The 12,108-nt window shown below is 34.9% G+C and carries 17 protein-coding genes and 1 pseudogene; 11 read left to right on the forward strand and 7 right to left on the reverse strand.

The features are described 5' to 3' along the window. Both COL05_RS12605 and COL05_RS12610 read right to left on the reverse strand, forming a co-directional pair. Positions 1–216, reverse strand: coding sequence for a hypothetical protein (locus COL05_RS12605; protein WP_001137787.1), 216 nt, complete (start codon positions 214–216; stop codon positions 1–3). Positions 217–410: 194 nt separating this feature from the next. After that, positions 411–647 carry a NifU family protein gene (locus tag COL05_RS12610; protein ID WP_000431159.1) on the reverse strand — a complete coding sequence of 79 codons (237 nt, stop codon included), beginning with the start codon at positions 645–647 and terminating at the stop codon, positions 411–413. 206 nt (positions 648–853) lie between these two features. On the opposite strand from COL05_RS12610, the gene COL05_RS12615 reads away from it, so the two are divergent. The 6 genes from COL05_RS12615 (at position 854) to phnA (ending at position 5,149) form a co-directional block, all read left to right on the forward strand. Next, complete coding sequence (locus COL05_RS12615; RefSeq protein ID WP_000248590.1) at positions 854–1,162, forward strand: YuzD family protein; 309 nt, start codon at positions 854–856, stop codon at positions 1,160–1,162. Beyond that, positions 1,131–2,009 (forward strand): nucleotidyltransferase domain-containing protein, encoded by an 879-nt coding sequence (locus COL05_RS12620; RefSeq protein ID WP_098668850.1) that lies wholly within the window; start codon positions 1,131–1,133, stop codon positions 2,007–2,009. Before COL05_RS12615 ends, COL05_RS12620 begins: the two co-directional genes overlap by 32 nt. Positions 2,010–2,102: 93 nt before the next feature. Then, positions 2,103–2,780 carry a CPBP family intramembrane glutamic endopeptidase gene (locus tag COL05_RS12625; RefSeq protein ID WP_098668851.1) on the forward strand — a complete coding sequence of 226 codons (678 nt, stop codon included), beginning with the start codon at positions 2,103–2,105 and terminating at the stop codon, positions 2,778–2,780. A gap of 297 nt (positions 2,781–3,077) precedes the next feature. Next, positions 3,078–3,860: a DUF2628 domain-containing protein gene (locus COL05_RS12630; RefSeq protein ID WP_098668852.1), complete on the forward strand. Its 783-nt coding sequence runs from the start codon at positions 3,078–3,080 to the stop codon at positions 3,858–3,860. Between the two features lie 75 nt (positions 3,861–3,935). Further along, positions 3,936–4,604, forward strand: coding sequence for a hypothetical protein (locus tag COL05_RS12635; protein WP_098668853.1), 669 nt, complete (start codon positions 3,936–3,938; stop codon positions 4,602–4,604). A 203-nt stretch (positions 4,605–4,807) separates the two neighbouring features. Then, complete coding sequence (phnA, locus tag COL05_RS12640) at positions 4,808–5,149, forward strand: alkylphosphonate utilization operon protein PhnA (RefSeq protein WP_000212737.1); 342 nt, start codon at positions 4,808–4,810, stop codon at positions 5,147–5,149. A 174-nt stretch (positions 5,150–5,323) separates the two neighbouring features. Here phnA and COL05_RS12645 read toward each other — a convergent pair whose 3' ends face one another. The 4 genes from COL05_RS12645 to COL05_RS12660 form a co-directional block, all read right to left on the reverse strand. Continuing rightward, positions 5,324–6,121, reverse strand: coding sequence for an ABC transporter permease (locus tag COL05_RS12645; RefSeq protein WP_098668854.1), 798 nt, complete (start codon positions 6,119–6,121; stop codon positions 5,324–5,326). Then, complete coding sequence (locus COL05_RS12650; protein WP_098668855.1) at positions 6,105–6,764, reverse strand: ABC transporter ATP-binding protein; 660 nt, start codon at positions 6,762–6,764, stop codon at positions 6,105–6,107. The genes COL05_RS12645 and COL05_RS12650 overlap by 17 nt, the downstream gene beginning before the upstream one ends. A gap of 54 nt (positions 6,765–6,818) precedes the next feature. Further along, positions 6,819–6,992, reverse strand: a complete 174-nt coding sequence (locus COL05_RS30940) for an aspartyl-phosphate phosphatase Spo0E family protein (RefSeq protein ID WP_142286732.1) — start codon at positions 6,990–6,992, stop codon at positions 6,819–6,821. 230 nt (positions 6,993–7,222) lie between these two features. Then, positions 7,223–8,293 carry an NAD(P)/FAD-dependent oxidoreductase gene (locus tag COL05_RS12660; protein ID WP_098668857.1) on the reverse strand — a complete coding sequence of 357 codons (1,071 nt, stop codon included), beginning with the start codon at positions 8,291–8,293 and terminating at the stop codon, positions 7,223–7,225. Positions 8,294–8,638: 345 nt separating this feature from the next. On the opposite strand from COL05_RS12660, the gene COL05_RS12665 reads away from it, so the two are divergent. The 4 genes from COL05_RS12665 (at position 8,639) to COL05_RS12680 (ending at position 10,970) form a co-directional block, all read left to right on the forward strand. Continuing rightward, positions 8,639–8,878, forward strand: a complete 240-nt coding sequence (locus COL05_RS12665; protein ID WP_000595026.1) for a YuzB family protein — start codon at positions 8,639–8,641, stop codon at positions 8,876–8,878. A gap of 244 nt (positions 8,879–9,122) precedes the next feature. Continuing rightward, positions 9,123–9,989 (forward strand): diaminopimelate epimerase, encoded by an 867-nt coding sequence (dapF, locus tag COL05_RS12670; protein WP_098668858.1) that lies wholly within the window; start codon positions 9,123–9,125, stop codon positions 9,987–9,989. A gap of 41 nt (positions 9,990–10,030) precedes the next feature. Beyond that, positions 10,031–10,384, forward strand: a complete 354-nt coding sequence (locus COL05_RS12675; protein WP_000573821.1) for a HesB/IscA family protein — start codon at positions 10,031–10,033, stop codon at positions 10,382–10,384. A 232-nt stretch (positions 10,385–10,616) separates the two neighbouring features. Then, positions 10,617–10,970, forward strand: coding sequence for a YxeA family protein (locus COL05_RS12680; protein WP_098668859.1), 354 nt, complete (start codon positions 10,617–10,619; stop codon positions 10,968–10,970). A gap of 27 nt (positions 10,971–10,997) precedes the next feature. On the opposite strand, the gene COL05_RS12685 is transcribed toward COL05_RS12680, so the two are convergent. Next, the gene (locus COL05_RS12685) at positions 10,998–11,459 is read right to left on the reverse strand and encodes a 2-thiouracil desulfurase family protein (RefSeq protein WP_048528388.1); all 462 of its coding nucleotides are present in this window, start codon (positions 11,457–11,459) and stop codon (positions 10,998–11,000) included. A gap of 79 nt (positions 11,460–11,538) precedes the next feature. Between COL05_RS12685 and COL05_RS12690 the strand changes: the two are divergent. After that, positions 11,539–12,086 (forward strand): annotated as a pseudogene (locus COL05_RS12690) (helix-turn-helix domain-containing protein); the annotation flags it as partial. Positions 12,087–12,108 lie beyond the last annotated feature (22 nt).

Raw genomic sequence — 12,108 nt, forward strand, 5'->3', positions numbered from 1 at the left:
TTATGCCCCTACTTGTTGATCTGCACATATATTTAAAATGAATTGATGTTGTTCGATTTTTTCATTTACTTTACTTAATAATTCTTGCTGGATTTCTTTGAATAAAAATTGGTAGCTCGCATTCCACGTTGGTATAACGGATGAAAGATCTAATAAATATTCTTTTTTCTTTTCTAGTTCTTGAATTGTTAAAAAAGTGTTTCCCATTCTTGGCATGTGTCGTCCCCCTATGTTTTTTACTTTATATGTGTGAACGATTCACTATATAGTATCAATTATCTCATTTTTTGAGAGGGATTTCCAATTTTGTTTTATGATGTTAACGGATGGTTGTTATTTGAATAAAAAAAGGAGACCAAATTTGGTCTCCTTTTAGCAAGTGACTTTGAACGAGCCGCTGCCGCTTTTAATTAAAATACTTGTTCTACTTCAATAACGCCTGGTACTTCTTCAAGTAATGCGCGTTCGATACCAGCTTTTAGTGTGATTGTAGAACTTGGGCAGCTTCCGCATGCACCCATAAGGCGTAATTTTACGATACCTTCTTCAATGTCTACTAATTCAACGTCTCCGCCATCGCGAAGTAAGAATGGACGTAATTTATCTAATACTTCTAGTACTTGTTCTTGCATATGTGGGTTTTCCATTTTTATCGACTCCTTTCATCAGTTTTATTATAATCAAGATAGAGGGGAAAATCTATTTTTTCTGTTCTTGTTTTAATGTCGAAATTTTTTATCATGTTTACAACGTGTTTTTTCAGTATAGGGGTATGGAATAAGTTTGTAAAATGATGTGCTTATGTACTAAGACATCTGAATATACTGTTGAAACAAGAAGTGGGGGAGAAGAAATGGTTAATGTGCAAGTGTATGGGACGAAAGTAATTTGTGCTAGCTGCGTTGGAATGCCATCTTCAACAGAAACGTTTGAGTGGTTACAAGCGGCAATTGGTCGTAAATATGAAGGACAAGAAAATAAATTTAATTTCGAGTATATCGATTTCCAAGAAGAACAAGAAGATGAAGATAAAAAAGCATTCGCAGAGCGCGTAGTGGAGGAAGATTTATTTTATCCGGTCGTTCTTGTAAATGGAGAAATTGTTGGGGAAGGAAATCCTCGTTTGAAGGATGTTTACGAAGAAATCGAGAAATATTTATAAAGCAGGAAGTCTTTGCGAATTCGCAAAGGCTTTTTTTATTGGAGGGATAGATGTGAAAAATGGAGTGAAGCATGCGTTACCAACGGAAGTACAACAGTTAATGGAGTGGTACACAAGAGAATTAAAAGAGATTTTTTTAGATGAAAAAATAGTCGGGGTATATATTTACGGGTCCATCGCACTCGGTGCATTTCATGCAGAAACGAGCGATGTTGATTTTGTTACGGTAATAAATGATTCTTTGAATAAAGCTGAAAAACAGCAACTGATAGAACTTCATAAGAAACTTAGTGGTAGTACGTTAGGCAAAAGAATGGACGGTATGTATATTCCACTTGCTGATTTAGGGAAATACAATGATGAACTGAATGAGTACGTGTATTGTGCAGATGGTAAAGCGAATGTAGGTCATTGGGATATTAATGCGGTCACATGGTGGACATTGAAAAATCAAGGTATTACAGTAATCGGGAAAGAAGCGGAAGATCTTTCGTTTCAAATAAGGTGGGATGATGTAGTCAATACGATGAAATACAACGTAGAACAGTACTGGAGTGGAAAGGCGAAGCAGCCATATTTATTTTTTATAGAAGAGTGGGTAGAATCAGCAGTCGTTACGATGGGCCGCATTTTATATACACTGGATCATAAAACAATCGTTTCAAAAGATAGAGGATTGCAATACTTGTCAGAACGTTCAGGGGAAGAATGGGAGATTTTATTAAAAGAAGTAGGGAGAATACGGAAAAATCCAAAAGAAAAGCGAATGCTCTCAAGATGGAGAAGGGCAGATATGACGAGGAAGTACTTACTGCATTTAATTGAAACGTGTAGAGAGAAATGGTAAGGAAAAAGACGATACAGTACATTGTATCGTCTTTTTTTAATCAAAATTGGTATATAATGGTTTAAAAGGGTTAATTATACTGGATGGGATAGGATGAATACAGAATTAGCTACTTATAAAGAAAAGAATGTAGTAATGAGTATGCGCGAAGTAATTAGCATGATAATAATTATTTTTGGGGTAATGTATGGAATCGGTTTTTTGAACCTTATATATGACTCTTCCTTATATCCATGGTATGTAGATCATCTTATTTCGCCTGTAACATTTCTCGCTATTATTTTAATATACTCACCAGCAAGAAATTACTGCGTGCATTTATTAAAAACAATGCAATTTAACAATTTTAAACATTATGTAACGATAGTAATGACGATGATCGTACTGCTTATATATCTTGCGATATTAAATTTAGCTTTACCGCATGGACTTGGTGTGGATGAATCTAATATAGTAATAGAGCCTACTAAAAGTGAAATCCTTTTATACGTAGTTGTACTCACTGTTTTTGCACCAATTTGGGAAGAGCTTGTATTCCGAGGTATGTTTTTTATGAAATTATTTCAGCGCTTCTCTATACTTAGCAGTGCCGTTATAAGTGCTTCTATATTTACTTTAGGTCATCCCCTTACAGTAGGTAGTGTTTTATATATTTTTGGTGGCGGTATATGTTTAGCTTATACGTATAAGAAAACAAATAACTTACTAGTCCCATGGGGGATTCATTTATTAAATAATGCATTTTTCATATTAGTAAATTTTCAATTGTAAAAAGACGCCTTTTTGAAAAGGGCGTCTTTCGTATTTTGTAGAGGAAAGATAATAAGAAATATGGATAGTTTCATGTGAAACATTTTTATTATCAAATATATAAAATGTTTAACTTAGTGTATTAAACATATAATTCGTAAGTATTCTAATATATTTAAAAGTAAAATGGAATAATAAACGGGTAATTGTCGGATTATATTCGATTTTCGTTCATTTTTATGAAATATATGTACTTTTTGTTAGATTCCTTCTTTTTATTTCTGTAAAATACATGTATGTAGAAATAAGAAAAGGATGATGTACGTGAAGGACACTGTTTTACAAGAAACAATTTCTCCGCAACAGTTACATACAGTCGTTCAAAAGAATACGGCGTATTATGACTTTAAGTGGGGGAAAGTAGAAAATCCAGCGCAAGGAAATACGTGGAATTGGGTAGCCTTTTTCTTCCCAACTTTTTGGTTAGCTTATCGTAAAATGTATAAGTTGTTTATTATACTTACGTTATTGGCGGTACCTACTTTCATTGTAGCTACTTTTATTGATATACCAATGTGGATAGATTTTATCATATATGCTGGAACGATGCTGTTTACTGGATGGCAAGGAAATCGATTGTATTATAAGCATGTTATCCGTATTTTACATAAAGTAGAAGATGTACCTGAGTATAAGAAAGAGTATTATTTACAATCAAAAGGCGGTGCTCATATCGGGCTTATGATTGGTTTGCAAACGATAGTATTTGTATTGTTTGCAGGTGCTAGCTTTGGTTTATCTTATGTACCAACTGAACCTAATATTAAAAACGTTGTTCGCCTAAGTCTTGAAGGAGAGGCTTTAGAGTCTATTACAGATAAACCAAATTGGAAGTATGTAAAGAAAGAAAAGGATTATGACGTAGTAGAATTTACTGGTTATGATTATGAAGAAAAGAAAAACGTGAAAATTAAATTCGCTGTATACTTAAATGATGATTATTTTGAATGGCAAGAAGTGTATGTAAATAATAAAAAGTTAAGTGAAGAAGAAGTAGAAGAATATCAAATGTACGTTGAAGAAAATATGTGGTTTTTCTAGAGAGAAACTCGTTTATTTTGAAAAGAAGAATCTTGTGAAGGTTCTTCTTTTTATATGTTAGGAGGAAAAGATAGTATGGTAGATGTTCATTTTTATGATTGGGCTAAGAAACGTCCTAAAAAACATTATAATCGATTACATGAAATGAGAATTTTTGAATTGATTTTTTCAAAGAAGTTAAGTAGCTTGGATCTTGGATTAGAAAATATAGATATATATTGCCTAGCAAACTCTAATGAAGATATGTCTTATGAACTACATGAGGCTCTGGAGAAAATTCGTATATTCGTACCTTATGATTATATGCAATTTTTAAATTTGGAATCAGTTGAGGAGAAGTATAAGCATTTTTGTGAGTTGGTTTACCTCTATGTCGTACCAGCTATTGAAAAATATTCAAAAATATCATTAGAAATGATTAAAGAGTATGTGAATGAAGCGCTTCAAGAAATAGAGAAAGAGAATTATGAGATTGTGTTTTTAGTGGATAAAACACCGAAGAAGAGCCCAAGCCGAAAGAAAACAGCTATATTAAAAGGAATTCATCGTTCGGAAGGATTTCAGCTAATGTGTGAAGTGTATAACGATAAAGGACTCAGAGTGGTAAATAAATTGCTCGTAGAAGAAGTAGGGAATGAAGTAGTCTATTCTAGATTTTTAGGCAAACTAAAATGGGAAAATGAGCACTTAATAGTAGTGAAATCTAAGACGAGCAGCTGGATGGAAGAAGTACATGTCGAATAAGCGAATTAACGAAAAATGTGAATACAAAACACCATACGAATTGAAATTTTGTAAAATACAATAAAAAATGAGAATTTGAGGTAGGCTTGTCAATAACGTGAGACTATGGCACTATAAAGAAATGCTGTACAAATTTTATTTATCGAGATGTAAACATCAATTTTGATTTTTACGTATAAATAATGAACGGAGGAAATGAATTTATGGCTACTTTACCAAATTGTCCAAAATGTAATTCAGAATATACGTATGAGGATGGCGTTCTTTTCGTATGTCCTGAGTGTGCTCATGAGTGGGGCCAAGAAGCAGAAGCTGAAAATAATGATGGTGCAAAAGTTGTAAAAGATGCGAACGGAAACGTTCTTCAAGACGGCGATGCTGTTACTGTTATTAAAGACTTAAAAGTAAAAGGAACTTCTTCAGTTGTGAAGATCGGTACGAAAGTAAAAAGTATCCGTCTAGTTGATGGCGATCACGATATTGATTGCAAAATCGACGGTTTCGGAGCGATGAAGTTAAAATCACAATTCGTTAAGAAGGCGTAAGTAAAAAGAGGAGGCGAGTAGCCTCCTCTTTTTTATTGTCATTTATTGTCGGTAAGTCGATATTCCTTGTCGAATCATCGATATATTTCAAAAATCGTTGATATATTTTGAGTTACGATAGATATATTCGAAAAATCGTCGATATAATTTCATTTACCATGAACAGTTCACGATTTACCGCCTGCCATGATCAACCTCTTTCAACTGACAACGCTTATTAAAGAAGGTCTTATATCCAAGCTGTAAAAAGATAATGACAGCAAAGGCAGTGCTTCCTGAAATCCCAAGTATGATAGCAATTTGATATTGAATAGCTGTAAATGGAGATACACCAGATAAGATTTGTCCTGTCATCATGCCCGGTAGGCTTATAATCCCCATTCCGACCATAGAATTGATTGTTGGTAAAATAGCAGAGTCAAAAGCGTCGCGTATGAGCGGAGCAGCGGCTTCTTTCGGTGTTGCGCCGAGCATAAGTGCTCCTTCAATTTGACCTCTTTGTGATTTCATATTGTTTAAGAACGTATTGGCACCGAGAGAAACACCTGTCATCGCATTCCCAACTAACATTCCGGTAATAGGAACGATATATTGCGGTGCATACCAAGGATCGTGACCGATAATAACAAAGATAAATAGTAGAAGTGGTCCAATTGATCCAGCAACCATGGAAAGCGCGGCTACTCGTTTTAAATCTTTTGACATTGGGATGTTGACTCGTTTATAAATATTAAAAATTGCAAAGGTAGTAATAGAAGTAATAAGAGCAATTGTATAAAATGGATTACTATTTTCAAATACGTATGTAAGGACATAGGCAACAAGTACGAGCTGAATCGTCATACGGAACGTTGCGAGTGCAATTTGTTTTTCGCGTGGTATTCCTTTTAATTTTACAAGTCCAATTAATATAAGAATAAAAATATATGCAGTGGCAAGTTGCCAAATTTGGAGTTCAATAACGCCCTTCAACTGAGAGCACTTCCTTTCTAGTTGCACCGTTTGCTTTACTAATCTCAATAATATCGTCTGCAATTTCTTCTGGAAGTTGTTGTGAGTGTGTGATGAAGATAACTGTTTTGTTCTTTTCTCTTGCTAGCGTAGTAAATTGTTTCATAACACGGCGTTCTGTATCGCTATCTAGCGCCGATGTTGGCTCATCTAATAAATAAACAGGCGGATCCATAAGTACGATACGGGCAAAAGCAAGTCGTTGTTTTTCCCCACCTGATAATGAATCAGCGTTGTCTTCTAAATTTTTTTCTAAGCTAACAGTCGTTAATGCACTTCGCAAGGCATCATCATTTGGGAATGGTTTTTCAGAAAGGCGAAGTCCCATTAATAGATTGTCTTTAATCGTTCCATCAAAAATAGGTGGTGTTTGTCCAAGCATGACTACGTCACGTCGTAATTGAATAGGGGGATAGTCAGAAATCAGTTTTCCGTTATATTCAATTGTACCGGATATGGGAGACTGCAAATCATTTAGCATACGGAGCAATGTACTTTTTCCGCTCCCACTCTCACCGATAATACATGTGATTTTTTCTTTTTGAATCTGTAAATAAGGAATGTGTAATATATCTTTATATGTAACATTTTTTAATATAAACATAAATGTCTCCTTTCTGATTCTAGTTCTATCGTATCAAAAAAGAGAAGGTAACGGTTATAAAGAGCAACGTTTTTTCTTCGTCTTGAGTTCTATTAATAAGTTAAGTAAACGATCTAATTCTTGGCTGAAAGAAATTACTTTATGATGAGTGAATCCATATTGTTCAACGAGATGAATCAACTCTTTCTTCTTCGCTTCTATTCGATCGTTTAGTTTCGTTAAGTTCATAAGTGAAATGGAATGCCTCCTGTAAAAGTATTTACAACACAAAAAATAAGACCGAATGGTTTCGGCCTTGAAGGAAATAAAACAACTTATAAATAGCATACACTGTTTATCGGTAGTTTTTAATATGAAAATGAAAAATAAATCATTATTCATATTGAGAAAGATGTGTCTGATAATTATATTTTAACGAATAAGAGAGGCTGCCTACTTAGTAGACAGCCTGTAAAGTATTAACCGTTATGATATTTGTACATCCAGAGGATACCGGATTTTAATAATCTCGGTACACGTCCCATTAATGGTTGGTTTGCTAGTAAACCGAAGCCGTGCTTTTTACCAAGAGAGCCGAGAACACCTTTTAATTTAATTACAGGTAGTTCGTCAGGAAGTGTTTCATTATTCCAACGTTTTAATAATATTTGGACAATTTGTTCTCCTTGACCTTCAGCAAGTTGTGCAGATGGTGCGTGTGGAAGTGCTGCGCAATCTCCTACAACATACACGTGCTCGTTATTTGGAATATTGTGATATTTTGTTAAAACAACCCGTCCGCTACCATCTTGTTCAACTGGAAGGTTTCGAACAACTTCATTTGCTTGAATACCAGCTGTCCAGACGATTGCATCACATTCAAGTGGCTCATCGTGGTTGTACACAATATTTGGCTCTACTTTTGTAATGTTAGAGTTTCGTATGATAGTAACTTTATGTTTTATGAACCATTCTTCTACATATCTACTTAATTTCTCTGGATATGGGAATAGAATTCTATCTTTTCGATCAAATAAGTAGATTTTTAAATCAGAACGACTCTCGCGAAGTTCACTTGCAACTTCAACGCCGCTTAATCCAGCACCAACGACAGCTACTGTTGCATTTGGTTCTAGACTATTTAATTGTTCATATGTCTTACGTGTTTGTTCAATTGATTGTAGGCTATGCGTATATTCCTTCGCCCCAGGAACGTTATGATATTTATCCTCACAGCCAAGTCCAATAATTAAATCATCATATTGGATCGCTTCGCCGCCATCGAGATGAACAGCTTTTTCTTCGAGATTAATATTTGTTACTGTGCCGTATTGAATATTGAGGCGTGGGTGTTCAGGAAACGGTATACGAATATGCGTTTCTGAAATAGTACCCGCAACTAATGCATAATATTCAGTTTTGAAACAATGATATGGTACTTTGTCGATTAATGTCACTTGTACATCATCTGGAAGTTGGTTGCTTGGAAGTAGCCGCTGCAGAATTCTCATTCCACCGTAGCCGCCACCTAGTATTACGAGGTGTTTCATGATGGATTACCCCTTTTCTGTTGAAATATCCCCTAATCATAAAAATTTATATTAATAAAATATTTTGACTTTACTCAATCAAATTATATCGAATTTGTGAACAAATAACAATGCATGAATGAATACTCTGTTGTACAATAAGAAGAAAAGTAAAGTAAACTGTCTTCATTATTTAGTTACTATTTCGTCATAAATAGCATGTAATATAGAAGAAACTATCTATTTTGAACCGAAATAATGAAGTAACTAAATAGTTTAGAAGGTGTAATGAAAACAACAAGAAACAGCTTAGTTTTTTCTTATAGATGAAGTCAGAATTTGTTTTGTAGTACAGGGGGGAGAATTTTGATTAAACCATTAATTGAATTTTGTGTAGGTAACCTTGCAAGTGGTTCACAAGCAGCTTTAGAGAAATTAGAAAAAGATCCGAATTTAGATGTAATGGAGTATGGTTGTTTAGGATATTGTGGCATTTGTTTTGAAGGACCGTTTGCACTTGTAAATGGTGAAGTAGTACAAGGTGCTACAGTAGAAGAACTTGTTAATAATGTATATGAGTATTTAGATGAAAATCCAATGTTTTAAGGTGTTGCAATCGGCAGCACCTTTTTCTTTTTCTATGAGATAAAATTTTGTTTCGCAGGAAAGGATAATATTGTATGTAAATAAAAAAAGGCCCTTTTAGAAGGGCTTTTTTCTTACACAATTTGCGCAAGAATGGCTCATCGCCAAATGTTGTCAAATATGAGAAACGGGGGACATTCATATTGTGTTCTAAAAGCGTGCATTTTATACTTGAAATAACAAATTATTTTTGGAGTGAATACAAATGAGCCAATTTTCTTTTACAAAAATGCATGGTCTTGGCAATAGTTATATATATGTAAATATGTTTGAAGAACAAATTCCTGAAGAAGATTTAGCTCTTGTGGCGGAAAAGGTTTCAAATATTAATACTGGTATTGGAGCAGATGGAATGATTTTAATTTGTCCATCTGAAGTAGCTCCGGTGAAAATGCGCATGTTTAATAATGATGGATCAGAAGGAAAGAGCTGTGGTAACGGTCTACGTTGCGTAGCGAAATATGCGTATGAGCATAAACTAGTAGAAGATACAGTTTTCACAATTGAAACGTTAGCTGGCATTGTAACGGCGGAAGTAACGGTAGAAGAAGGGAAAGTGACATTAGCGAAAATTGATATGGGAGCACCGCGTTTAACGCGTGAAGAAATACCGATGCTTGGTGAAGGTGAAACACCATTTATTCGTGAAAACTTCTTATACAATAATCATCGTTATGCATTTACAGCTGTTTCAATGGGGAATCCGCATGCGGTTATTTTTGTAGATGATGTAGAACAAGCACCTCTTACAACACTTGGGCCAGTCCTTGAGACACATGAAATGTTCCCAGAGCGAGTAAATGTTGAATTCATCGAAATTTTGAATGAGGAAGAGATGAACTTCCGCGTTTGGGAACGTGGATCTGGTGTAACACAAGCTTGCGGAACAGGGGCGTGTGCTGCAGTTGTAGCTTCTATTTTAAATGAAAAAATGGAACGTGGTAAGGAAATTACAGTTCATTTAGCAGGCGGTGATTTAATGATTGCATGGACAGAAGAAGGCAATGTGTTAATGAAAGGACCAGCGGAAGTAATTTGTCGCGGAGTGTATGAGTACAAGATAGAAGCGTAAAGATGTATAATAGAATGAGAACAGAAAGGATGGTGTATTTCATGATTGAAGTTACAGAACAAGCAGCTTTTCAAATTAAAGATATGTTAAAAGATGCTGAAGATGGAGAGAAGTACGTGCGCCTTGCTGTACATGGCGGCGGATGTAGTGGTCTTTCTTACGGCTTAGGATTTGAAGTAGAACCAAAAGAAGACGACACAGTTCTTGAGTTTTTCGGTGTCGAATTTGTTATCGATAAAGAAAGTGCTCCAATTGTTAAAGGAGTAAAAATTGATTATAAACAATCTATGCTTGGCGGCGGATTCACAATCGACAATCCAAACGCAATCGCATCATGCGGATGTGGATCATCTTTCCGTACAGCATCGAATGCTGGTAAGCCAGAAGAGTGCTAAGTTTTTAGGTGAAATAGAAAAAGACCTTTTTAGCGATGGAATAAAATCGTTAAAGAGGTCTTTTTTTTTTTTTTAGCGTAAAAGTCGAATTGTTAAGGGAATGACGGTTTCTAAAGTGAAGAAATAATTATTATCTTACAAAAGTGTAATGTTCATGTCATGTTTTTGAATTTCTTCTTTAAAGTTTAAGCTTTAAGATAACAATATAAGAAAAACACATGAGGTGAAGGAAATGAAAAGATATATTGCACTTTTTAGTATTTTAGTAGTATTTGCAAGCCTTTTAGTTGGCTGTGATTTAAATCGTATGGGGAAAGACGAGTATTACGTTCAAATTACAGTAGATGGAAAAGAGTATAATGGTAAAGCTGATAATGGTCAGCCGTATAAAGATTACGAATATAAACTAACTGGTTTTGATAAAGAAGGTAAAGAGAAAGAATTAGAATTTACTGCACAAAAAAACTTACGTAAAGATGCATTTTTACGTGTATATCATTCAGATAAAAAAGGTGTATCAGCTTGGGAAGAAGTGAAAAAAGACGAGCTTCCTGCGAAAGTGAAAGAAAAATTAGGTGCGAAATAAGAAAGAAAAAGGAATTGACGAACAGGGTCAATTCCTTTTTTCTTTCTCAAAATCCTCTTCTGAAATGACTTTCAATCCATGTCTTTTGAATAAAGCGGTTGTTACCCCGTAACCAGTCTGTTTATTCCCGTTAAATTCTCCAGTGTAAATTGTAGAACTACCACAAGATGGACTGCGTTCTTTCAAAATAATATATTCTGGGTGTAAGCCTTTCAATTGTTCCAATGCTTTATAAGCGCCATTTACGAAAGCTTCTGTAACATCTTCACCATCTTTTGTCATTACCTTTGCTTTTCCATCCAAAACGTCATCGCCATTCCCGCCAATAATTTCAGCTGAGGGACGAGGCGTCGGCAATCCTCCTAATACTTCAGGACAAACAAGTAAGGTATCTTCTCTTTGTAATAACTCCTCTATTTTTGAAACGAGATTGTCGTTTCCGTCATACCGACAAGCGATACCACCTAAACAAGCGCTAATTACAATCATATTTTCATCTCCACTAAAAAATAGTAAATATCACGCCAATTTCTCTTCCCGCTTCTTACCTATAAATGAGGTGATAAAAATGGGAAGCTTATATAATCTAATGAAACCATACAGTGAATTTCGAAGTAAAGAAGAGTTTAATACATATCAAAAAGAAGTTTTGAAGTACTATCGATTTGAATTAAATAAAACGGATGCTACCATTATTCATTTTTTAGGAAAGTATGCAGTGAATGAGAAACAGAAAACAGTGGGCGTTGCTTGTCCGTTAATGGAGACGATTGCGACGAATGTTGGAAAGAGTATTCGTACAGTACGCCGCTCAATTGCAAAGTTAGAGGAACTAGGAATTATAAAGCGTGTTGCGACAAAAGAAAGACATAAACGCGGGGGGTATAGTGCGAACTTATATGTATTTCTTATATCTGCAATTGACCGCATGGATGACCGTATGAAAATGTCCGCATGTGAAAGTGAGGATCGTGCAGCTGGCTGTAGTAAAAATGTGCAAAAAAATGAGGGGAAACAATTCTTTCTAAAAACATTCCACAAATAAAAGAGAATAGAGAAGAAACGTACGAACTTGATGAGACGTATTGCCGTCACGATATACCGAAGCCTTTTATCCCACTTTAATGGGCAGTAAGAC

The organism is Bacillus sp. AFS059628 (genome assembly GCF_002571225.1).
Lineage (GTDB): Bacteria > Bacillota > Bacilli > Bacillales > Bacillaceae_G > Bacillus_A.